Annotated in this window: 20 protein-coding genes; 7 read left to right on the forward strand and 13 right to left on the reverse strand. The window is 71.5% G+C overall.

Translation table 11 applies throughout. The features are described 5' to 3' along the window. Positions 1 to 2 precede the first annotated feature (2 nt). The gene (locus ACFQ2D_RS02425; RefSeq protein WP_280942003.1) at positions 3 to 1,319 is read left to right on the forward strand and encodes a hypothetical protein; all 1,317 of its coding nucleotides are present in this window, start codon (positions 3 to 5) and stop codon (positions 1,317 to 1,319) included. A 109-nt stretch (positions 1,320 to 1,428) separates the two neighbouring features. Next, the gene (locus tag ACFQ2D_RS02430; RefSeq protein ID WP_280942004.1) at positions 1,429 to 1,824 is read left to right on the forward strand and encodes a DUF1801 domain-containing protein; all 396 of its coding nucleotides are present in this window, start codon (positions 1,429 to 1,431) and stop codon (positions 1,822 to 1,824) included. Between the two features lie 18 nt (positions 1,825 to 1,842). On the opposite strand, the gene ACFQ2D_RS02435 is transcribed toward ACFQ2D_RS02430, so the two are convergent. Then, complete coding sequence (locus ACFQ2D_RS02435; RefSeq protein WP_280942005.1) at positions 1,843 to 2,643, reverse strand: hypothetical protein; 801 nt, start codon at positions 2,641 to 2,643, stop codon at positions 1,843 to 1,845. Positions 2,644 to 2,732: 89 nt separating this feature from the next. Between ACFQ2D_RS02435 and ACFQ2D_RS02440 the strand changes: the two genes are divergently transcribed. After that, the gene (locus ACFQ2D_RS02440) at positions 2,733 to 3,119 is read left to right on the forward strand and encodes a YciI family protein (protein WP_280942006.1); all 387 of its coding nucleotides are present in this window, start codon (positions 2,733 to 2,735) and stop codon (positions 3,117 to 3,119) included. Between the two features lie 7 nt (positions 3,120 to 3,126). On the opposite strand, the gene ACFQ2D_RS02445 is transcribed toward ACFQ2D_RS02440, so the two are convergent. From ACFQ2D_RS02445 to ACFQ2D_RS02460, 4 genes are all read right to left on the reverse strand, one after another. Beyond that, the gene (locus ACFQ2D_RS02445; protein ID WP_386795515.1) at positions 3,127 to 3,522 is read right to left on the reverse strand and encodes a YciI family protein; all 396 of its coding nucleotides are present in this window, start codon (positions 3,520 to 3,522) and stop codon (positions 3,127 to 3,129) included. Positions 3,523 to 3,561: 39 nt separating this feature from the next. Continuing rightward, positions 3,562 to 4,443 (reverse strand): acyltransferase, encoded by an 882-nt coding sequence (locus ACFQ2D_RS02450; RefSeq protein ID WP_280942008.1) that lies wholly within the window; start codon positions 4,441 to 4,443, stop codon positions 3,562 to 3,564. Positions 4,444 to 4,514: 71 nt separating this feature from the next. Beyond that, the gene (locus ACFQ2D_RS02455; protein ID WP_280942009.1) at positions 4,515 to 5,846 is read right to left on the reverse strand and encodes a PQQ-dependent sugar dehydrogenase; all 1,332 of its coding nucleotides are present in this window, start codon (positions 5,844 to 5,846) and stop codon (positions 4,515 to 4,517) included. Between the two features lie 17 nt (positions 5,847 to 5,863). After that, a complete protein-coding gene (locus ACFQ2D_RS02460; protein WP_280942010.1) occupies positions 5,864 to 7,375 on the reverse strand; it encodes a beta-N-acetylhexosaminidase in 1,512 nt (503 codons plus the stop codon). A gap of 324 nt (positions 7,376 to 7,699) precedes the next feature. Here ACFQ2D_RS02460 and ACFQ2D_RS02465 point away from each other — a divergent pair, with 324 nt between their 5' ends. After that, entirely contained in the window at positions 7,700 to 8,788 is a 1,089-nt protein-coding gene (locus ACFQ2D_RS02465; RefSeq protein ID WP_280942011.1) for a flavodoxin family protein, read from the forward strand. A 13-nt stretch (positions 8,789 to 8,801) separates the two neighbouring features. Here ACFQ2D_RS02465 and ACFQ2D_RS02470 read toward each other — a convergent pair whose 3' ends face one another. The 5 genes from ACFQ2D_RS02470 to ACFQ2D_RS02490 all read right to left on the reverse strand — a co-directional run bounded on the left by ACFQ2D_RS02470 (position 8,802) and on the right by ACFQ2D_RS02490 (position 14,282). Further along, positions 8,802 to 9,755 (reverse strand): glutaminase, encoded by a 954-nt coding sequence (locus ACFQ2D_RS02470; protein ID WP_280942012.1) that lies wholly within the window; start codon positions 9,753 to 9,755, stop codon positions 8,802 to 8,804. Between the two features lie 72 nt (positions 9,756 to 9,827). Continuing rightward, entirely contained in the window at positions 9,828 to 10,610 is a 783-nt protein-coding gene (locus ACFQ2D_RS02475) for a DUF4344 domain-containing metallopeptidase (protein WP_280942013.1), read from the reverse strand. A 1,107-nt stretch (positions 10,611 to 11,717) separates the two neighbouring features. After that, on the reverse strand, positions 11,718 to 12,632 hold the full coding sequence (locus ACFQ2D_RS02480) for a DUF2268 domain-containing putative Zn-dependent protease (protein ID WP_280942014.1): 915 nt from the start codon (positions 12,630 to 12,632) through the stop codon (positions 11,718 to 11,720). Between the two features lie 100 nt (positions 12,633 to 12,732). After that, positions 12,733 to 13,749, reverse strand: coding sequence for an HDOD domain-containing protein (locus ACFQ2D_RS02485; protein ID WP_280942015.1), 1,017 nt, complete (start codon positions 13,747 to 13,749; stop codon positions 12,733 to 12,735). A gap of 50 nt (positions 13,750 to 13,799) precedes the next feature. Next, positions 13,800 to 14,282, reverse strand: coding sequence for a hypothetical protein (locus ACFQ2D_RS02490; protein ID WP_280942016.1), 483 nt, complete (start codon positions 14,280 to 14,282; stop codon positions 13,800 to 13,802). A gap of 245 nt (positions 14,283 to 14,527) precedes the next feature. Between ACFQ2D_RS02490 and ACFQ2D_RS02495 the strand changes: the two genes are divergently transcribed. Both ACFQ2D_RS02495 and ACFQ2D_RS02500 read left to right on the forward strand, forming a co-directional pair. Next, a complete protein-coding gene (locus ACFQ2D_RS02495) occupies positions 14,528 to 14,968 on the forward strand; it encodes an FKBP-type peptidyl-prolyl cis-trans isomerase (RefSeq protein WP_280942017.1) in 441 nt (146 codons plus the stop codon). Between the two features lie 487 nt (positions 14,969 to 15,455). After that, entirely contained in the window at positions 15,456 to 15,902 is a 447-nt protein-coding gene (locus tag ACFQ2D_RS02500; protein WP_280942018.1) for a VOC family protein, read from the forward strand. Between the two features lie 45 nt (positions 15,903 to 15,947). On the opposite strand, the gene ACFQ2D_RS02505 is transcribed toward ACFQ2D_RS02500, so the two are convergent. The 3 genes from ACFQ2D_RS02505 to ACFQ2D_RS02515 all read right to left on the reverse strand — a co-directional run bounded on the left by ACFQ2D_RS02505 (position 15,948) and on the right by ACFQ2D_RS02515 (position 18,875). After that, the gene (locus ACFQ2D_RS02505) at positions 15,948 to 17,261 is read right to left on the reverse strand and encodes an aminotransferase class V-fold PLP-dependent enzyme (RefSeq protein WP_280942019.1); all 1,314 of its coding nucleotides are present in this window, start codon (positions 17,259 to 17,261) and stop codon (positions 15,948 to 15,950) included. A gap of 286 nt (positions 17,262 to 17,547) precedes the next feature. Continuing rightward, positions 17,548 to 17,832 (reverse strand): hypothetical protein, encoded by a 285-nt coding sequence (locus ACFQ2D_RS02510; RefSeq protein WP_280942020.1) that lies wholly within the window; start codon positions 17,830 to 17,832, stop codon positions 17,548 to 17,550. Positions 17,833 to 17,945: 113 nt separating this feature from the next. Further along, positions 17,946 to 18,875 (reverse strand): NAD-dependent epimerase/dehydratase family protein, encoded by a 930-nt coding sequence (locus ACFQ2D_RS02515; RefSeq protein ID WP_280942021.1) that lies wholly within the window; start codon positions 18,873 to 18,875, stop codon positions 17,946 to 17,948. Between ACFQ2D_RS02515 and ACFQ2D_RS02520 the strand changes: the two genes are divergently transcribed. Beyond that, on the forward strand, positions 18,874 to 19,650 hold the full coding sequence (locus ACFQ2D_RS02520) for a helix-turn-helix domain-containing protein (RefSeq protein ID WP_280942022.1): 777 nt from the start codon (positions 18,874 to 18,876) through the stop codon (positions 19,648 to 19,650). The two genes, ACFQ2D_RS02515 and ACFQ2D_RS02520, sit on opposite strands and share 2 nt — an antisense overlap. The last annotated feature ends 884 nt before the right edge of the window (positions 19,651 to 20,534 follow it).

Raw genomic sequence — 20,534 nt, forward strand, 5'->3', positions numbered from 1 at the left:
CCATGGGTGTCGCGTTGTTCCGCGTGTGGTGCCGGGCCTGCCTGGGCCTGGCCGTATTCGCCGCGCCTGCGCTGCAGGCCGCGCCCGATCCGGCGATGGCCGGATTCGTCTTCCAGGAAGCGCGCAGCCTGTGCGAGCGCGACGCCGGCGCACTCTGGGGCCAGTCGCTGTGCGGTCCGATCATGATCGTCGATCCGGCGGACCGCCGCGTGATCGCCAACCAGGCCGATCCGGGCGGCGTGCTGCAAGCCGGCGATGGCGTCTGGACCGGCGAACTGCCCGCCGGAACGATGATGGCCAATACCCGGCTGGAGTGGTCGGGCACGGCCTGGACACAGCTGGTCTGGCCGCTGCCGATGGAACCCGCGCTGCTGCGGGTGTTCCTTGGCCACGAGATGTTCCACCGCGTCCAGCCGGGCCTCGGCCTGGCGCGCGGCGAGGCCGGCAACCGCCACCTCGACGGCTTCGACGGCCGCTACCTGCTGCAGCTGGAGTGGCGGGCGCTGGCGCGGGCCCTCCTGGCCGATACGGCTGCCGCGCGTCGCGACCACGTGGCCGATGCGCTGGCATTCCGGCAGGCGCGCAGGCGCGTGTCCGCCGATGCGGCCGCGGACGAGTCCGCGCTCGAGATCAACGAAGGCCTGCCCGAATACAGCGGTGTGCGCACCGGGCTGGTCCACGCCGAGCAGCGGCGCGCCTATGCGGTGTACGCGCTGGCGCGCTTTCTCGACGCGCCAAGCTTCGTGCGTTCGTTCGCCTATGCCAGCGGCCCGGCCTACGGCCTGCTGCTCGATGACGCCGATCCCGGCTGGCGCGGGCGGCTCGGCACCGACGCCGACCTTGGCGCGCTCCTGGCCAGCGCGTTGCGGATCGACCCGGATGACGGCGCGGACCTTGCCGCGCGCGGGCGCCGCTACGACCCCGACGGCACGCTGCGCGATGCCGAACAGGCGCGGGAACGCGAACGCAGCGCGCGCCAGGAGACCTGGCGCAAGCAGCTGGTCGAGGGTCCGGTGCTGGTGCTGCCGCTCTCGCGTCCCTCGTTCCAGTTCAATCCGCAAACCCTGGCGGCGCTGGACGACGTGGGCACGGTGTACCCGACCCTGCGACTGGGCGATGCCTGGGGCGAACTGGTGGTCGATGGCGGCGTGGCCCTGGTCCACGCCGACCGCAAGCGCGCGACGGTGGCGCTGCCCGCCGACCGCAGCGCGCTGTCGGGCGATGGATGGACGCTGGCGCTGAAGCCGGGCTGGAAGCTCGCACGCGGCGAACGCTGCGGCGACATGACCGTGGTCCGCGAGTCCGAAAGCGGGGACTGACCCGCGGCTTGCGCCCGTGCCCGCGCGGGCCTAGCCTGCCCGCGCGGCTGCTGCGCGACCTGCAAGTCCCATGGAGGCGCAACCGCACACAGCGAAGGAGGAACGCGACATGCCGATGGCACGCAAGGCGACGTCCACCCGCAAGCCCCCCGAGCCGTCCAGCGACCATGCCGAGGTCGGCGCCTGGCTCAAGCAGACGATGCCGGACCTGCAGCCGGTCGTCGCCCATCTCGATGGCCTGATCCGCAAGACCATCCCCGGCCTGCAGTACGCGGTGAAGTGGAAGAAGGCCCACTACGGCCTGCCCGGCCGCGGCTGGATCATCGAGATGGTGGCCTACGACGTGTCGGTGAACCTGGTGTTTTTCGCGGGCGCGAAGTTCGATCCACCACCACCGCTCGGCGAAGGCTCGCGCTACGTGAAGATCCGCTCCCTCGACGAGGCGCGCGCGCCCGAGGTGGCCGCCTGGATCGAACAGGCCGCGAAGCACCCCGGCTGGAGCTAGCCTGCCTGCGGCGCGGCGTCAGCCGTACCTGGCGCGGTGGCGGTCCAGGGTGCGCGAGACCTTGCCGAGCGCCGCTTCGATCTCGCGCGCGAAGCCGCCTTCGGGCAGCTTCCGCACCGCCGAATGCGCGGCGCAGACCACATGCGTATCGGCCCAGCGCCCCGCGAGCGCGCGGGCCCACGCCGCGTAGGCATCGGCCGCCCCGGCCTGCGGCCTGAGCGCACGACCGAGCATGGGATGCATGCGCAGCGCGGACTGCGGCAGCAGGCGCCGCAGCGCGCCGGGCGCGGCGAGGACGTTGAGGGTGTCGTCGACATGCACGATGCCGCTGCCGCGGGCGCGCACCAGGACCGAAGCCACGTGCACGCGCTCGTCGGGACAGACGAAGTCCACGCCGCCGGGCACCGAGAGGTCGAACAGGTCGGCGAGCGGATGGTCTTCGCCCCAGGCTTCCACCGGCTCGCCCGCCCAGGGGAGTGCCGGCGCCTGGCGGCGATGGCGCGCGGTGCCGTACAGCGTGGCGGCCGGAAACAGCCGCTGCGTGTCTTCGACATGCAGCGTGTGGAAGGGATGCACATGTACCACCGCTTCCACCAGCGCGCCCTTCCCCGTCAGCGCCAGCAGCGCCTCGCGCTGCGCATCGGCGAGCGGGCAACCGTCGACCACCACGAAGCGGCCGTTGCGGCGACGCACCACCGACATGTGGGTGCCCACGTCCAGCACGCCGCCGATGCGGTGGGGGCCGCGGATGTTCCAGAAATCGGGCGCAAGCTGCTGCATGTCCGCAGGATAGGCGGCGGACGGTGAAGGTGCGCTCATGCGCCGGCGCCGGTGTCGAAACGGCGGCCCGTCGACCGTCGTCCGCATGGAGGCCGCCGTCGTGGTGGCCGCACAGGAGGAGACGCGAGATGCGGGTGATGGTGCTGGTGAAAGCAACGGAAGACAGCGAGCGCGGCGTGCTGCCGACCGCGGACCTGTTCGAGGCGATGGGCCGGTTCAACGAACAGCTGCTCGAGGCCGGGATCATGCAGGCCGGCGACGGGCTTCGGCCGAGCTCGGCCGGCAAGCGCGTGGCCTTCGATGGCACGCGTCGCACGGTGACCGACGGCCCCTTCACCGAGACGCGCGAACTGGTGGCGGGCTACTGGCTGTGGGAGGTCGAGGACATGGACGAGGCGGTCGCGTGGGTGAAGCGCTGCCCCAATCCGATGCCCGGCCCCAGCGAGATCGAAATCCGGCCCCTGTACGAGGAAGCGGATTTCCAGGCGATGCTGGAGGCGGCGCGCGACGCCTGACGCGTCGTCAGGCTCCCGGCCCGGCGTCTTCCAGCTCCGGCACCAGCCGGCAGACCTCCTGCGGCCAGCCGCAGGCCCGGGCCAGGCGCGCGGCCCAGCGCCGCGCCGCAGCCAGGTCCTCCACGTCGATGACGGTGAAGCCGCCCAGCCACTGCGCATGCGGAGCATGACGGCCATCGCCGAAGGCCACCGTGCCGTCGTCCGCCGGCGAGACGCTGAACGTGCCTGCGTCATCCAGTCCGGCGGCGTAGACGCAGACGCCGGCCGCACGCATCTCGTCGACGGCGGCCTGCGCCAGCGGCGCGCGCTCGCGGATCCAGGCCTCGCTGCGTTCGCCTACCCACTCGCGGTTGAAATAGATCAGGTAGTGCGCCATCGCATCCTCCGGCCATCGTGTGTCCATGGCGATAACGCGGGGGCCGGGCGTCGACACCGCGGGACGTCAGCGGGCGTCCAGCAGGCGCGCCATCTCCGCGTCCTTGTCCTGCCACAGGCCGTTCATCCATTGCTGGAAGCGGGCCCGGGCGGCGCGCTCGCCGTCCTCGCCCTGCGCCAGCAGCGCGGCAGGCAGTTCCCGCGTGCGCACCGACACGCGGATCAGGGGCACGCGCCCGGCCATCAGGTCGATCATGGTCGGACGTCCGCCCGGATAGGCGATGGTGACGTCCAGCAGGCCGTGCAGCGCATCGCCCATGGCATCGAGTACGTAGGCCACGCCGCCGGCCTTGGGCTTGAGCAGGTGGCGGTACGGCGAGGACTGCCGCGCGTGCTTTTCATCGGTGAAGCGCGTGCCTTCCACGAAGTTCATCACCGACACCGGAATCGAGCGGAACTTCTCGCAGGCCCGGCGCGTGGCCTCCATGTCGCGGCGGCCCAGCTCCGGATTGCGGGCGATCTCGGCGCGGGTGTGGCGGCCCATGAAGGGGAAATCCAGCGCCCACCAGGCCAGGCCCAGCAGCGGCACCCAGAACAGCTGCCGCTTGAGGAAGAAGCGCAGCAGCGGGATGCGGCGGTTGAACACTTTCTGCAGCACCAGGATGTCGACCCAGCTCTGGTGGTTGGCCAGCACCAGGTAATGGCCGTCGAGCTGCACGGCCTCGACGCCGCTCACCTCCACGCGCGTGCCGGTGTAGCGGCCCAGCAGCCAGGTGTTGAGCGCGATCCAGCTCTCGGCGATGCCGGTCAGCAGCGAGTTGCAGGCCAGGCGCAGGCGCTGCGACGGCAGCATGGCCTTGACCAGGGCCACGACCAGCAGGGGCACGACGTGCACCACGGTGCTGGCCACCACGACCAGCAGGATCAACGCGACACGGAGCAGCGACATCGGACGGCGGCGGACAAAAACGGGTGCGCAGGGTATCGCAAAGGCGCGTGGCCCTGCGTGCCCGGGCCACCTCACTCGTCGCGGGCGAAGCGGATCACCAGCCCGGCGCGATCGTCGGTGGCCCAGATCGCGCCATCGTCCGCCACGGCCAGGCCCACCGGCGAACCCTGCGGCCGCAGGCCGGGGCTGCGGCCCCAGCCCGGCGTCAGCACCACGGGCGTGGCCGCCGGTCCCATGCCGTAGGCGCGCATGCCCTGCCCGTAGACCGGAAATCGCGGGCGTGCATCGGGCACCGGCACGCCGCGCGCGTCGACGGCGAAACTGGCGATGCGCCCGCCGACCGAGCGGTGCCCGTGCCAGCTCATCAGCAGCCGGCCCTGCAGCGCGGGGAACATCGCGCCGTGGTACCAGAGCATGTCCAGCGGCGCGGCATGCGGCGGCAACAGCAATGCAGGTGCGGCGTGCGCGTCCGAGCGGCACCATTCGGTGCGTTCTGGCCAGGCCGGCGCGGCCTGCACCAGGTCGGCGCAGTAGGGCCAACCGTAGTGGCGGCCGGCCTCGATCACGTTGATCTCCTCGTACGGCGACCAGCGCGTCTCGAAGTCGTAGCTGTTCTCGGCCTGCAGGACGGTGCCGGACGCGTGCACCGCCAGCGCCACCGAATTGCGCAGGCCGCGGGCGAAGACCTCGTACCCGGGTCCCCATCGTCCGCCCGCATCGCGCCGGTACAGGCGCAGGCTGGCAGCATCCGCGTCGCCTTCGCTCTGCGCGCAGTCGCCCGAGGCGGTACGCGCGTCATCGCCCGCGCACTGGTCGCTCGGCGCGCCGACGTTGACCAGCAGGCTGCCGTCGGCGAGGAAGACGAACTTCGACAGCGGGTGCCGGTGCGCATGCAGGCGGTTGTCCGGCAGCCCGCCCACCACCTCTTCGACGCTGGCCGCCGGGTCGCCGGCCTCGGGATCGAAGCGGATGATCCGGCTCATCTCGCCGACGTACACCCGGCCGTCCGGCCCGCGCGCGATCGCGTGCGGCAGGTGCAGGCCATCGAGCAGGCGCTCGACCGAGGCCGCGTCCCCGGACTTCGCGCGCAATCGCCAGACCGCGCCGCGCGCGCCTTCCCAGGCGCCGAGGTCGGTGACCAGCCAGGTCGTCGCATCGAGCTGCAGCAGCGAACGCGGCAGGCGCAGCGGGCGCGACCCGTCGTCGCCGGCCGGGCCGACCACCCGCCCCGCGCACATCCCCGGCAGCGTGCCGATGGCCAGCCGCGGGTAACCGTCGCAGGGCGCGGTCTCGACCGCGTGGCGCTCGCGTGCCGATGCCTGCAGCAAAGGCGCCAGGCACAGGCAGGCGGACAGGCCGACGCGCAGGCGACCGGGTGCCGGGAATCGTCGGAAGGCAGCCATCGCGCGCCGCCCCGGATTCAGTCGCCCGCGCTCGCGCCGTCGTCCCATCCCAGGTCGGGTTCCGGGTGGTAGCCGACGCCCAGCGCGTCGAGGTGCGTGCGCAGCGCGCCCATGCGCTGGACGAAGCCTTCGTAGCCACGCACAGCGGCAGGGCTCCACCCCAGCTCGGCGGCCGCGGCCAGGCGCGGCCACAGGCGGTTGTCCGCGGCCTCGTCGGTATGCACCAGCTCGGTCCACAGGGCCGCCTCGATGCCCACCGCGGTCTCGAACGGCGCGGGATCGAAGCTGTAGAGCCGCGCCAGCGGCACGCCCTCCTTGCGGCACCAGTCGTAGGTCTGCGGCTGGCCGGCGTAGTTGCCGTGGTCGATATAGAAATAGGAACACGGCGAGAGGATCAGCGGGTGCCCTTCGGCCACGGCCGGCGCGATGTCGTAGCCGTCGTTCCACAGCTGCAGCAGCATGCCGGGGTTCGTGTCCGCGACCGAGCCCTCCTCCCAGGCGATCGGCGTGCGCCCCATCCCTTCCACCATCGCCGCCACGCGCGCCACGAAGTCTGCGTACAGCGGATGCTTGATCTCGTCGCCGCCGATGTGGATCTCCTTCGACGGGAAGATCGCCAGTACCTCCTCCATCACCTGCTGCACGAACGGATACACCACCCCGGGCTTGTCCAGGCACAGCACGCTGAAGCCCACCTCCAGGCCGGAGTACGGCGCCAGGTTGTCCTCGTCGTCGCAGGCCAGTTCGTTGTACGAGGCCAGCGCCGCCTGCACGTGGCCGGGCACGTCGATCTCCGGGACGATGACGATGCCGCGCGCCTGCGCATAGGCCACCAGGTGGCGCAGCTCGTCCTGCGTGTACCAGCCGCTGCGGCCGCCTTCCACCGCGCTGGCGCCGCCGATCTCCACCAGTTTCGGATAGCGCCTGATCTCGATGCGCCAGCCCTGGTCGTCGGTCAGGTGCAGGTGCAGACGATTGAGCTTGAACCGCGACATCCGGTCGATCGTCTTTTCCAGGTAGGCCACCGGGAGGAAGCTGCGCGCCACGTCCAGCGACAGGCCGCGCCAGGGGTATGACGGCGCATCGTCGATCGCCACGTGGGGCAAGGCGACCTCGCTGGCCGCCTGCGCCGGCAGCAGCTGGCGCAGGGTCTGGATGCCGTGCAGCAGGCCGACTTCGGTCCGGGCGCTGATCCGGATGTCGTCGCCCACCAGCAGCCGGTACCCCTCCTCGCCCAGCGCGGACTCGTCCACGAGGCGCAACGCAATGCGGGTGCCCGTCGCATCTTCCACGACGCCGAGCGCGTCGAGCGTCGACCGCAGCGCCGCTGCCGCACGCGTCGCGGAGGGGTCGGCGTCCACCCTGGCCTTGCCGGCGATGCGCAGTTCCCCCGGCTGCACCTCCACCGCGCGCGGCGCCGGCACCAGCGGCAGCGGCGCCGCTCCGGTGGCCGCGAAGGCGGAGGCGCCTGGCGCGCAGGCAAGGCCCACGACGACGAACAATGCGGCCAGCAGGGAGTCGGACTTCATCGGTATCGACCTCGGCAAGCGGCGCATCGGCGCCGGGGCAGTCCGGAACTGTCCCTGCAATGCGCGGCGATGTCCACCCGCGCGTTCCGCGTGCCGGGCGCATGTGCGGGGCGGGCCGCGTGGACATGGCCTGTCCTGCCGCTGGCCGGGCAATCGACGGGATGGCAGTCGGTTCCGCGCGGCTGCGGCCGTCCGTGTCGCCGCACGGATCCCGGTGGCGGTGCACGGCGGTTTCACCCGAGCAAAGGCATCGTCCAGCGCATGCGGCCATTGGACAGCGCCGTTCCGCCCGATGACCCATCGCCCTCGGTCAAGCCACCGCCGATGTCCGACACCCCGCCAGTCCCGCCCGCGCCCCGCAAGGGCCAGCCCGATCCAAAGCTGTCGCGCGATGAGTTCGAGCGCCGCTATCGGACCGCCTTCGTCGATCCGGCCTTCGATGCGCACCGCGACGCCATCGACGCGCTCGCCGCCGTGGCCTGGGAGGCCTATCGCGAAGGCCGCAAGGCGCCGCACACCCGGCCGGCCGGCCCGGGCTTCGAGGATCCGTCCTACGCGCTGTCGGACGAATGGCGCACGGCGCGCGATGCCATCCTCTCCGCGCAGGCGCGCCAGCGCGATCCGCGGTCGTGCGACCGGCTGCTGCTGGTCTGCGCCTCGCCGCGCAGCGAACACACCTGCCCCGGCGAGATGTCCAAGACCTGGCGCCTGCTTGAGGCCGCGCGCGAGGCGGCGCAGGCGCTTGGCGCCGAATGCGACGTGCTCGAGCTCAACCGGGTCACGTCCGAGTACGGTCGCGTCATCCATCCCTGCAAGGGCTGCGTGTCCACCGCGATGCCGCTGTGCCACTGGCCCTGCTCGTGCTATCCCAATCATGGCCTGGGACAGCACCACGACTGGATGAACGAGATCTACCCGCGCTGGGCCGCCGCGCACGGCGTGATGATCGTGACGCCGGTGCACTGGAACCAGGCCACTTCCCCGCTGAAGCTGATGATCGATCGCCTGGTCTGCGCCGACGGCGGCAATCCCGACCCTACCTCCACGCAGGGGAAGGACGCCGAACGCGCCAAGCGGATCGAACTGGACGGCTGGGACTATCCGCAACACCTGGCCGGGCGCGCCTTCGCCGTGGTGGTGCATGGCGACGCCGAGGGCACGCAGGCCGTGCGCCATGCGCTGGCCGACTGGCTGCGCGGAATGGGCCTGGTCGACGGCGGCGCGCTGTCGCAGCTCGATCGCTACATCGGCTACTACGCCCCCTACGCCACCAGCCACGAGGCGCTGGACGCCGACCAGGCATTACTGGAGGAAAGCCGCAACGCCGCGCGCGCCCTGGTCGAGCGCGTGCGCCAGCTGCGCGCCGGACAGCACGACGCCGGTGCGCGCCTGGAGACGCCGCGCCAGAAGTGAGGCGCCGGCCCGCTCAGAACACCGCCAGGCCCGTCATCCGGGTGAAGCGGTGCAGCGCATAGCGGCCGAGCAGCGAGTTGCCCTTCTCGTCCAGCCCGGGCGACCAGACGCACAGCCCCATCACGTGCGGGACCACGGCGACGATGCCGCCGCCGACGCCGCTCTTGGCGGGCAGGCCCACGTAGAAGGCGAAATCGCCCGCCGCGTCATAGGTGCCGGCCGTCATCATCACCGAGTTGATGCGGGTCGTGCCCTCGGCGCTGGTCACCCGCTCGCCGGACACGGGGCAGCGGCCGGCGTTGGCGAGGTACTGCACGCTGCGCGCCAGGTCCACGCAGTCCATGCGCAGCGAACACTGCAGGTAATAGAAGTCCAGCACGTCCTGCACATCGTTGTGGAGGTTGCCGAAGCTGCGGATGAAGTTGGCCAGCGCCACGTTGCGATAGCCGCTCTCGCGTTCGGACCTGGCCACGACCTCATCGGTCCCCACCTCCGGGTTGCCCGAGCGCTTGCGCAGGAATTCCAGCAGGGTCCGCTCGGGAGCGTCGAAGCCCGACAGCACCACGTCGGCCGTCACCAGGGCGCCTGCGTTCATGAAGGGATTGCGGGGAATGCCCTTCTCGTGCTCCAGCTGGATCAGCGAATTGAACGGATCGCCCGACGGCTCGCGGTCCACCCGCTTCCACAATTCGTCGCCGATCGCCTCCAGGGCCAAGGTCAGGGTATAGACCTTGGAAATGCTCTGGATCGAGAACCGCTCGCGCGCGTTGCCGGCTTCGTGGACGCTCCCGTCCAGCAGGGCGAGCGCGATCCCGAAGCGGTCCCTGGGCACGTCGGCCAGCGACGGGATGTAGTCGGCCACCCTGCCCTCGCCGAAGCGCTGGCGCACCTCGGCGTTGATGGTGCCGAGGATGTCGTCGAGGTCGAGCCCCGTCAGGTCGCGGGGATTGCGGGGCGTTTCGTGCATGACGGCGCGGGACCGGGAAGAGCGGCCACTGTATGGCCCCGGGCGTGAAGCGACCCCTGACGCCGTGCGTGCTCAGTCGCGCTGGTCGAGAAAACGGCGCGCTTCGTCCAGATAGACTTCCTTGCCCGGCGCCAGGTGCGGCAGCAGCAGGCGCAGCCAGGCCCGGCTGGCCTGCCGCGTCTCGCGCGGACACACGCGGGCGCGGGCCGCCGTCAGGTCGCCGGCCTCGACCATGCCGGCGAAGCGCTCCGGATCGGTGCCGTAGACCAGGCACTGCAGGTTGAAGTAGCGCTGTTCGCCCAGCGCGTGCTCGTCGGCGTAGGCGTCGAGGTTGTAGGCGCCGGTACTGCGCGACAGCATCCAGTTGGCCGCCAGGCGCAGGTTGCCGATCACCTCCGCGGGCGTTTCCTCCAGGCTGGCGAAGCGCAGCATCAGGATCGCCGCCAGCTGGTCCACGGCATCTTCCTGGCGACCCGTCACCGGCAGGTCCAGCAGCTGGACCAGCGCATGTCCGGTCTCGTGCAGCAGCATGAAGCGCACGTTGGCGCGCACGTAGCGGAACGGATGCCCGTCGGGCAGGCCGAGCGCACGCTGGTGCGCCTGGCCGCGTTCGTACAGGGTGCGCAGGGTTTCGTAACACAGCACCACCTCGGCCTCGACCGGGCGGTAGAAGGCACCGAACTCGCCGCATTCGGCGGCGACGTAGTGCACGCGCCGCGGCAGGGCGAACAGACCGTCGATCGCCTGTACTTCGGGCAACTGCCGCAGCAGGTCCGCATCGCGCACCCGCGCATGGATCTGCTGCAGTCCGGGCGAAGCGGGAGGCCGGTAGGTGTAGTCGAAAGCGGGGACCACGGGCGCCGGGGCGACGAAGACATCGCGTGGCGGCGGATCCCGTCCGTCGCCGCGCATCGCGGGCGCGCAGGCGCAGCCGGCCAGCAGCGCGGCGAATGCGGCGCAGGCCGTCAGGCGAAGCCAGCCTGCAATCGCGGCCGCACGCGGCCTGTTGTTCCCGCCACTCCCCATCGGGCTCCCCTTGACGCCGGCACAGCATAGCCCAGCCCCACCCGGGGCGCGGGGAAGTGTCGGGACTGGAGACGCGGCGTCTTCCAGCCATCCCGCCGGATCGGAGCAGGCATGGAGGTCACGGCGCACGGTGCGGCCGATCCCGTGCGGGAACGCCAGCGGTCAGCAGCGAACGTCGGCGTCCGACGGGTTCTCATGGCGCACGACTTTCTCGGCAGCTGCCACAAGCCTCCGCTTCCCGACACAGGCGACCAACCCGTCGACCCCGTCCAGGGTGGGCGACCACGGCATCCGGATTGGCGACTGCCCGGCGGACCCGGCACGGCCGGATCCCCGTCCTTCAAAGGAGGTATGCCCGCCCTGGTCGGGTCGGCGATCACGGCCAGACGTTCCCGCACGTCGGAGCAACACCGCCCTGCCCCGACGCGGGAACGCGATGCCCGCGTCCACGCAGGGGTTCCAGCCGAGCGGGTCCTGCTCCATGGGCTTGCGCCCCATTTCGAAGCGCGCAATGGCACTCGCACTGGCCTGCGGGGCCGCGCATCCGTCCGTCGTGCCGGGCGGGATCGAGCTCGCGCCAGACCGCCCGGCCCGACAGGCGGCCAGCAGCTCGATCGCCGCCCTTTCGCAACCGGGCCTGATTCCGATCGCCCGGCATTCCCCGCCACCTTCGGACAGGCCCTGGTCGAACGCCGGCTCGTCGAGCGAGCGCATGGGTCGCCGCAGCTGCATGGATCCGGCACCCATGCATCCGGCGACGCAAGCAGCGCGATCGCCACCGCAACTACGCTCGCTGCGGTGTGCCGGTCATATGGACAGGTCCATCCGCGCGGCAACGGTTACGCGCGAGGCTCCAGAATCCTGCGCGTGCATGCACCGGCCAGGCGATGGACAGACCCGCCGGGCGGTCGCCCGCGGGCGTCGCGCAACCGGCGCCTATTCCAGCCGCATCCCCGGCGTCCAGCCGCTCTCCTCCAGGAACGCCTCCGGATCGTCCATCTCGATGATCCGCTTCACCGCCTTGCGCTTGTCGTCCGCCTGCTGGTAGTACGCCTTCACGATGCGGTAGCCCACCCAGTAGCCCAGGTCGTAGGGCTTGTCCGATCCGGGACGGTAGTTGTCGGTCCAGGCGGAGAGGTCGGTGCCGCGCATGTCGCGGACGAATGCGCTCTCGATCTCCAGTTCGCGGCCACGCCCCCATTCGGCGTGGCGCGCGTTGCTGACGCCGCCCGCCACGAGTTCGGCGATGAACTCCGCGGCACCCTCCAGCAACGACCGGCGCAGCACGGTCGCATCGGGGTGTCCGGGTTCGGGCGGCTCGCGCGCGGCTACCTGTTGCGTGTGCACGTATTCGTGGGCGATCACGTAGACGAACCGGTCCTCGAGGTCCGGATGCATGAAGTCGGCGGCGCACAGCGCTTCGAGGCCGATGGTGGCGCCCGATGGATTGACGATGCCGACCGGCCTGCCGCGACCCACCACGATGGCGACCGGCGGGTAATCCGCTTCCGGGTACAGCGACGACAGCCGGGACAGCGATTCGCCGAGTCGCCGTTCGACGCCGGGGAGCACCGCCAGGCAGTCGCGCGCCTTCTCGTAGATCCCGGGCTCGTCCGCGATTCGCGTCGCGATGCGCTCGCCGGTCACGCGGCGCAGCGCCGCGAACTCCTTCAGGCTCTGGCTGCCGCGCGCGAGGTACTCCGACTCCAGCTGCGCGGCGCTCGGCCGCCCGCCATGGGCATCGTAGACCGCGTAGAAACGCGCGACGTCATCGGTGCGGATCTCGGGTTCGGCCGCTGCCGCGACCGACCAGAAGAGCATGAGCATTGCCGCGATGACGGGCCTGTCCATGTCCGCTCCTGCGCGGGGGTGATGCGAATGTCGCGCTTCGGCCGGACGCCCGACAGGGCCATTCGTCACCGGTCGCCCGGCCGATGCCGCAATCGCGACGTCAATCGATGGCGGGCATGGCGCGAAGCGCCGCCGAGCGGCTCGCGCGGACGGCCAACTCCAGGTTGCCGGGCGCTGCATCGCGCGGATCGGCCGCCAGGTTGTCGAGCGCCTGCTGCATGCGGTCCGACAGTCCCCATTCCGCGGAAACCACGCGCGCGCATCGCAGCGACCAGGCCGCCAGCAGGGACGCGAGCAGCGATGGCTCCGGATCTCCTTGCCCATGCCGGCTCCAGGTATCGCGCAGCACCTGCACCACCATCACCTGGCCCAGGCCGTGGAGCAGCGCCAGCAGCTGGGCGGCATGCAGGTCGTCGCGCCCCGCATCGGCGCCGGGGCGGATCGCGAAGTTGGCCGACAGCAACGTGTGCTCCCACAGCACTGCGGCGCATCGCGCGAAGACGCTGCCGTCGTCGGCGATCACCGGCTGCAGCAGGGCCGCCATCACGGTCTGGCGCAGGCCCTCGGTTCCCAGCACGGTGACGGCCCGCTCCAGCTGTTCGATCGGCGTCCCGCGACGCCGGTAGAGCGCACTGTTGGCGATGCGCAGCAGGTTGCCCGCCAGCGCGGGGTCCTGCGCCAGGATCGCGGCGATCGACTGTGCGCTGGCCGCGGGATCGTTGATCGCCCGGGTCAGCTGCGGCAGCAGTTGCGGCCGGCGCGGCGTGTAGCGCGGGTGCGCGCGGATGCCCTCGAGCACTTCGACGGCGGTCTCGACCGCGGCCCTGGTGGCATCGGCCGGGGCCGGCACGGCGGGCACGACGGCACAGGCGCGTGCGCACAGCTGCGCCAGGATCGCCGTTTCAGGCTCGAGCATCGGCGGCGTGGCGTGCAGCGCCTGGTCCTCGTCCTGCACGGCCGCACCGGCGGCGGCGACGTCCACGGGCCCGCTGCCCGATGCGCGAGCCGCGCCTGCGCCTGCTTCCGACCGGTTGCCGCGGCGCAGGCGCGCCGCCACCACCGCGGCCGCGGCCAGCACCAGTACGCCCGCGAGGGCCGCGATCCACGATGTCGGCATGTTCTCAGGTCAGCCGGAAAAGACCGGAATCCCCATCCCGGCCGAGCGGCCTATTCAAGCACAGCCGGCGCGCTGGACGCAGCCGCCGGATTGTCGGGGCCGTCCGGTCGCCTGCAGCGCTCAGCGTGTGCCGCCCTGCCCGGCCCGCGCGCCTGCGCCAGCCGCTCCTGCGCCAGCAGCAGGCTGGCCTGCCAGGCCAGCGCGGCGGACGGAGCCTGCGGATCCGGGACCAGCATGGCGACGAGGTTGCGCACGATCTGGATCGGCGTCACCAGCGGCCCCAGCGGCAGGCCCCACCAGCCGAGCAGTGCGCTCCAGGCGATCCCGCGCAACTGCGCCCTGATCCCGCACCCGCGGCAGGAAATCTGTCGGCGACTGCTCCAGTGGGTAAGGACCACCGCCGACCAGGTCCGGTAGGAGGTCCGCACGTCCACCGGTCCGCGCCCCGCGCAAAGCGGACACCCACCGCCATGGATCTTCAGCGCCCTCAGATGGACATCCGCCGCCGGCAGCTGGCGGGCCAGCGGGAACACGGGACCGTCCTGGACGCATTCGTCGCAGCAGTATTCGTACTCGCCATCCCGGATTCCGCCCAGCGGGATCCAGAAATTGCAGGCATGGCAGCGCCTCACGATTGCATGTTCCGGCGTCCCGCCCGTGGTGGTCCCGGAAGGATGGTAACCGCGGGCGCTGGCGCACACCCGTGCGCTGCCGCGGCGGTGCATCGTCCGCCGGGCGGCGCGGGCTATCCTGTGGCATCCCGCCAGCGCATCCCATCATGGTCCCTCGACGCTTCCGCCACGCCGCCTTCCTGTCCGTCCTGCTGCTTGCCGCCTGCGGCGGGCCGCCACCCTATACCGGCGGCGACGTGGGCGACCTGCAGCGCATCGACGTGGCCGTCGGCCAGGGCGATCCCGCCACCGCCGGCGACGAGGTCAGCGTGCACTACACCGGCTGGCTCTACGACCAGCAGGCGCCGGACAAGCGCGGCGCGAAGTTCGACAGCTCGCGCGACCGCGGCCAGCCGTTCGTGTTCAAGCTCGGCACCGGCCGCGTGATCCGCGGCTGGGACGAAGGCGTCGAGGGCATGCGCCGTGGCGGCAGGCGCGAGCTGCATATCCCGGCGTTCCTGGGCTACGGATCGGAGGGCGCCGGCCGCGTCATCCCGCCCGGAGCCTCGCTGGTGTTCGAGGTGGAACTGCTCGACATCCGCAAGTAGCGCAGCCGATGCCGGGCCGCCCCCGCGTCCGTCGTGGCGCGGGCACGCCCGGGACCGCGCCTCGCCTGCGCGGCGGCCCGCCCGATCCGGCGCCGGACCGGATCGAACCGCACGGCCGGGCTGGTGGCCGCGTCCGCAGGCAGGCGCCCACGGCCATGGCGCCCGCTTCTGCCATGCCGGGTCGCCGGACCGCCACGGCGAAAGGACGCGTCACCGCGAAGTAGCCGAGCCAGTCCCATCGTCCCGGCCGCCCCTGGGACCGCGCCCGGTTCGCTCTGCGCCGGTGACCACGCTCCCGGATGTCGATCCCGCTGCCCATCGCCCGTCGTGTATCCGGAACGCACGCGCTGGCGCTCTGCCCGACCGGCCCACCGGAGCGAACCCGCCGGACGCCACGGCCGCGACGCCCGGAACGACGATGCCGGTCGCAGGGCCGTTCCACGCACCCCGCGACGCACCACTCACGGACATTCGAGGAGAAGACGCCATGAAGATCGTTCCCAGCCTGAGCTTCCAAGGCCAGTGCCGCGAGGCCTTCGAGTTCTACGCCAGGGTTCTCGGCGGCAAGATCACCGCCGCCGTTCCGTACGGCGACATGCCCGCCGGGGACATGGAGGTGGACGCGCGCCACAGGGACTGGCTGATGCACTGTTGGCTCGACGTCGGCGACCAGTCGCTGATGGGCGCCGACATGGACCAGCAGTGGGCGCCCAACATCGACAAGCCGAAGAACGGCTTCGACGTCACCCTGCACACCGACAGCATCGACCAGGCCAGGCGCTGGTACGAGCAGCTGTCCGAGGGCGGCAAGGCCGTCATGCCGTTCGACGAGACCTTCTGGTCGCCTGGCTTCGGGTCCTGCATCGACCGCTTCGGCGTGCCGTGGATGGTCAACACCGTGCCGCCGGGCGACTGGACGCCGGCCAAGGACTGAGACGGCGCTGCGCGCCGGGCACGCGCCACCCGGTGTCCGCCGCCCCTACCCCGAGATCTCCCGCACCGCACGCACCGCACGCTCCACTTCCTCGGCGGTATTCACCAGGCTCGGCGCCAGCCGCGCATAGGTGACGGCGTAGGGGCTGGTACTGGCGACGATCCTCCTTGCCGCCAGCTGCCGTACGACGTCCGCCGGCGCCAGGCCTTCGACCTCGAACGAGACCAGGCCCGCCGACAGTTCCGGTGCCATCGGCGTGTGCAGCCTCACCTTCCGATTGGCTGCCAGCCCTGCCTTGCACTGGTTGTTGAGCTCGCGAATGCGGGCCGCCACCCGCGCACGGCCCATCTGCCGATGCATGCGGAACGCCGCGGCGGCGGCCCACTGGTGCTCGTAGGCGTGAAAGCCGCCCGGGCTCATGCGGTCGGCCGTGGTCGGCGAGGACGGCGCCGCATCGCGCTCCCAGGCCGTGTACTGGTCGAGATCGGTGAAGCTCGGGATCACCGGGCGCAGGCGCGCCCAGTTTTCGGCGCTGGCCCAGACCAGGCCGGTGCCGCGCGGTGCGAACATCCATTTGTGGGTGCCGGCGCAGAAGTAGTCGCAGCCCATGGTCGCGACGGTCTCGTCGGTCGCGCCCAGGCCGTGCACGCCGTCCACCACCAGCAGCACCGGCTGCCCCGCCCGCGCGCGCAGGGCGGCGGCGATCTCGCGGATCGGAAGCCGGATGCCACTGCTCGAGTGCACCCAGGTCAGGCCCAGCACCCTGGTCCGCGGGCCGACCGCCTTGAGCAGCGTGTGGACCAGCGCGTCGGCCGTGGCCGCGGCGGCATCCTCGAACAGCGGCACCTTGCGCATGCTGGCGCCGCTGCGCTGGATGGCCAGCCGGATCGCCTCGTGGTGTGAATAGTGGTCGTGCGTGGTGCACAGCACCTCGTCGCCCGCCTGCAGCGGCAGCCCCTGGTACACCAGCGCCAGGCCCGTCGTGGTGTTGCCGGCCAGGCACACCTCGTGGGGTCGTGCGCCCAGGTACTGCGCGATTTCGGCCTGGACCTGCTGGTGGATGTTGTCGGCGCCGTCCGAAAACATGCCGTGCTCGACCACGTGGAACGGGTTACGGTCGATGGCGCGGCGATAGGCCTCGATCGCCGCCTGCACCGGTGCCGGATGGCTGGCGATGAAGAAGCTGGCGAAATGCATCCACGCCGGGTCCAGCGCGAACTGGTCGCGCACCGACTCCCAGCTGGACAGGTCCGCGATCGGCGGTGTCTCGGCCTCGAGCGCCGCCAGCAGCCCGCCCGGCAGCAGCGCCGCGGACAGCGCGGCAGGCGCCGCCAGGAACCCGCGTCGTGTGATCGCCATGCGCCTACTCCCGCAACAGGTCGATGGAAAGTCAACGCGATGCGCGGCCGCGGGCGGTCAGGAAAGCGGCCTGCGGGCCGCGCGCCACCGGAGGGGGCCGGCGGCGGGAACCGCCCTACTCCAGGTCGGTCTGGATCCAGCGCGGCGAGTGATGGATATCGATGGTCTGCAGCCTGCCCGGCCCGGCATTCTCGAACCGGTGCGGGACGCCGGCGGGTCCGGAGCCGCGGGCGTGCCCGGCAGGCAGCTCCGGCGTAACAGCTGTCCGGGATTCCGGAGGCAGGGACTATCGCTCGTCGCGCCAGAGCCGGCGCGTGGTATCCACGGCGGCGCGCAGGGCCTGCACGTAGACGACATGGCCCTTCGGAGCCTGGCCAGCCGCGGATTCCAGACCGTCGACATAGGCGCCGAGCAGAGCCGACGCGTTGACCTGGTCGGCAAGCTGATGCACGGTCGCGGAGACCGCATCGCGCAGGTGCCAGTCCACGTTGGCGCCGCGCTGGGCCTGGCTGGCGAGGTCGACGACGCGCAGCAGGTGCGGCGTCACGAGATCGACGACCGTGGCTCTCATTCCCTATCCCCGTTTCTGGACCGGCGAAGCCTACCGCGGGACGCACGCGCGGGAGTGCGACAGAGACCGCAGTTGCGGACCGCCGGTCGAGGCCCGTCGGGGCCGCGGCGGATCTACGCCTGTCCCGCGGCCACCGCGTCCGCAAGCCGCGGGTAGCGGGGCCGGAAGCCGAGCTCGTCGCGCAGGCGGCGGCCGTCCAGCACAGCGGCGAACGCCCGGGCATGGTCCGGATCGCTGCCATCGGGGGGCGGCGCGCCGACCGACGCGAACAGCGTGGCCAGGTCGGGGGCCTCGTCATCCGTGAGGTTGTAGATGCGGTGCGCCGGCGATGCCTCGGCGAGCAGCAGCATCACCGCCTGCGCCACGTCCACATGGTGCGCGATCGACATGCGCTGCGCCGGTGGAAACGCCTGCATGAGCGGCACCACTTCTTCGATATGCGGATCGCCGTCGCCGTAGACGAACGGCAGGCGCAGGATGCGCACATCCAGCGCGTCCATCGCCAGCAGCATCCGCTCGGCCTCGAGCTTGCTCCTCGGGTAGGCGTCGACGGGCGCGCAGGCGTCGTCTTCGCGTGCGAGCGCCCCGCCGTTCGCGCCGTAGACCAGGCCGGTGCTCGTGAACACGAAGCGCGCAACGCCCGCCTCGCGGGCCGCCTGTGCCAGGTGGCGCGTGCCGAGGTCGTTGACCGCGTGCGCCTGTTCCGGCGTGGCGCCGCGGAAGAACGCAGCGCAATGGACGACCGCGTCGATGCCTTGCATGGCGGCATGCAGTGTCCGCGGGTCCGTCAGGTCGCCATCCACCAGTTCGATGCCATGGCCAGGCAGCCCGGCCGCACGCGCACGATCCCGCAACAGGGCGCGCACCGCATGTCCGTCCCGCGCCAGTCGCCCGGCGAGCCTGCTTCCCACTTTTCCGGTCGCGCCGGTCAACAGAATGTTCATGCCATGCACGATATCCGCCGTGCCGCGCGTTGAATTGGAAAAAACGGCCATCGCCCGAAACTTGCGGCGGGTTGCGAGCGCAGACCACAATCGGTGCATGCACCCTGTCCTCGCCCTTCGCGCCGCGAAACCTGCGGGCCACGCCCCGGGCCCGGTGCTCGCATCGGCGGTGCAGGAGTTCCACCGCGACGCGCGGCGTGCCGCGATTCCCCGGGTGGAGGCGCAGGTGGTCGTCCGCTTCGGATCCTCGACTGCGGGCGGCGTGGACGTGCACGCGCTCGGGCCCAGGACGCGGGTCCATCGGAAATTCATCCGCGGCGGGCAATGCGCCGTGCTGGTGCGACTGCGGCCGGGCAGCTACGAGGCGACGCTGGGAGCCACGGCCGGGGACCTGGGGCGCGCGCCCGTCCCGCTGTCCGATCTCTGGGGCGACCCAGCCTCGGCACGGCTGCGCGAGCAACTGGCCGCCGCCCGGGACATGCGTGACGCGGTCGCGCTGCTCGAGCAGGCGCTGGGCGCTCGATTCGCGCGCAGCTGCGATTCCGTGGTCCAGGCCGAGTTCCTCGAAACAGCGCTGGAGAGGCTGCAGGCCGTCAGCGTCGGTGGGACCGCGCGCGAACTGGGCGTCAGCGAGCGCCACCTGCGTCGTGTACTGCGGCAAGCGACCGGCGTGAGTCCGAAGACCTATGCGCGCGTGAAGCGTTTCACGTGCGCGGTCGGCCTGGCGCAGCGCTCCAGGTCGGTCGCATGGTCCACGATCGCGGCCGACGCGGGGTATTACGACCAGGCGCATCTGATCGCGGACTTCCACGCCATTGCCGGCTGTACGCCAGGCGGCTTGCTCGCAGAACTGGCTGAACGCAGTTCCCGGTAGCGCGCCGGAGTTCGGAGGCGATCGCCAGGAAGGATCCGGAAGCGATGCGGTCGATCCGCAACGGCGGCCGCCGGGACACCGGCCCGTGGCGGCCAGGCGCGCCGACGGCGAGTCGCCGAAGCGCAAGGGTCCGCCGTCCTGCTGGCCCGACTCCGAGCGTTTCACGGGCCAGCGGCAGCCGGCCGCTGGCTGGAACTTCGCCGACCCGCCCACACGCCTTCCGCCAGGCCTGACAACGGGAAACGATTCCGATCCGGCAGGACCGGATTCGCCTGCATGTTCGCATGGAGCCTGGCCCGGCTTCGCGGGTCGGCCCATGACGCCCGGGCTGCCGGGCTAGAAGTTGATCGGAAGCAGCTCCGCGGCCCGGCCATCGTCTGCCGACCGCTAACGCGGCGGGATGCATCGAGGCGAGGCGTAGCGCACCGTCTTGGCGGCCGGCTTCGATGAGGAACACTCCGCCCACCCTGTCCTCGATTCTGCACGGCCGTCGCCGATCGGTGGTTGGCGGCGGAGTCGCCGCCACATCGTCATTTGCAGGGCGCACGGAGCGAGGCCGAGACCAGCACCTTGCCGGTCGCCCGCATCCGATCATCCGGTGCGGGCAGCGGCGTACGAGGCATCGACTTCTCGCGGTGTCCTCCCGGGCGAGCTTCTCCCGAAAGCAAAAGCCAGTCCAAGGGACTTCATCGAACGTCTCCCGCGTGGTCCCGCATCGATGACGAAGCGGCAGCGCCCCGATCGACGCGGTTGCACACCCGCGTCCCACTCGCCATCCGCTCCACCGGTACGCGTTAGCCGCCGCGCCGTTCAGGCAGCTTAGCGATGACAACGCTGCACATGGCCTTCGCCTGTGAGCCGGGACACGAATTCACATCGGCGAT

Origin of the sequence: Luteimonas composti (genome assembly GCF_042678665.1) — a bacterium.
Lineage (GTDB): Bacteria > Pseudomonadota > Gammaproteobacteria > Xanthomonadales > Xanthomonadaceae > Luteimonas > Luteimonas composti.

Excerpts from the sequence above, each read along its gene's own strand:
- ACFQ2D_RS02485 (WP_280942015.1), bottom strand. The coding sequence starts at position 13,749 with ATGCCGACATCGTGGATCGCGGCCCTCGCGGGCGTACTGGTGCTGGCC.
- ACFQ2D_RS02435 (WP_280942005.1), bottom strand. The coding sequence starts at position 2,643 with ATGAGCGCACCTTCACCGTCCGCCGCCTATCCTGCGGACATGCAGCAG.
- ACFQ2D_RS02460 (WP_280942010.1), bottom strand. The coding sequence starts at position 7,375 with ATGAAGTCCGACTCCCTGCTGGCCGCATTGTTCGTCGTCGTGGGCCTT.
- ACFQ2D_RS02450 (WP_280942008.1), bottom strand. The coding sequence starts at position 4,443 with ATGTCGCTGCTCCGTGTCGCGTTGATCCTGCTGGTCGTGGTGGCCAGC.
- ACFQ2D_RS02430 (WP_280942004.1), top strand. The coding sequence starts at position 1,429 with ATGCCGATGGCACGCAAGGCGACGTCCACCCGCAAGCCCCCCGAGCCG.
- ACFQ2D_RS02455 (WP_280942009.1), bottom strand. The coding sequence starts at position 5,846 with ATGGCTGCCTTCCGACGATTCCCGGCACCCGGTCGCCTGCGCGTCGGC.
- ACFQ2D_RS02480 (WP_280942014.1), bottom strand. The coding sequence starts at position 12,632 with ATGGACAGGCCCGTCATCGCGGCAATGCTCATGCTCTTCTGGTCGGTC.
- ACFQ2D_RS02520 (WP_280942022.1), top strand. The coding sequence starts at position 18,874 with ATGCACCCTGTCCTCGCCCTTCGCGCCGCGAAACCTGCGGGCCACGCC.
- ACFQ2D_RS02445 (WP_386795515.1), bottom strand. The coding sequence starts at position 3,522 with ATGGACACACGATGGCCGGAGGATGCGATGGCGCACTACCTGATCTAT.
- ACFQ2D_RS02470 (WP_280942012.1), bottom strand. The coding sequence starts at position 9,755 with ATGCACGAAACGCCCCGCAATCCCCGCGACCTGACGGGGCTCGACCTC.
- ACFQ2D_RS02495 (WP_280942017.1), top strand. The coding sequence starts at position 14,528 with ATGGTCCCTCGACGCTTCCGCCACGCCGCCTTCCTGTCCGTCCTGCTG.
- ACFQ2D_RS02425 (WP_280942003.1), top strand. The coding sequence starts at position 3 with ATGGGTGTCGCGTTGTTCCGCGTGTGGTGCCGGGCCTGCCTGGGCCTG.
- ACFQ2D_RS02465 (WP_280942011.1), top strand. The coding sequence starts at position 7,700 with ATGTCCGACACCCCGCCAGTCCCGCCCGCGCCCCGCAAGGGCCAGCCC.
- ACFQ2D_RS02505 (WP_280942019.1), bottom strand. The coding sequence starts at position 17,261 with ATGGCGATCACACGACGCGGGTTCCTGGCGGCGCCTGCCGCGCTGTCC.
- ACFQ2D_RS02440 (WP_280942006.1), top strand. The coding sequence starts at position 2,733 with ATGCGGGTGATGGTGCTGGTGAAAGCAACGGAAGACAGCGAGCGCGGC.
- ACFQ2D_RS02510 (WP_280942020.1), bottom strand. The coding sequence starts at position 17,832 with ATGAGAGCCACGGTCGTCGATCTCGTGACGCCGCACCTGCTGCGCGTC.
- ACFQ2D_RS02500 (WP_280942018.1), top strand. The coding sequence starts at position 15,456 with ATGAAGATCGTTCCCAGCCTGAGCTTCCAAGGCCAGTGCCGCGAGGCC.
- ACFQ2D_RS02515 (WP_280942021.1), bottom strand. The coding sequence starts at position 18,875 with ATGCACCGATTGTGGTCTGCGCTCGCAACCCGCCGCAAGTTTCGGGCG.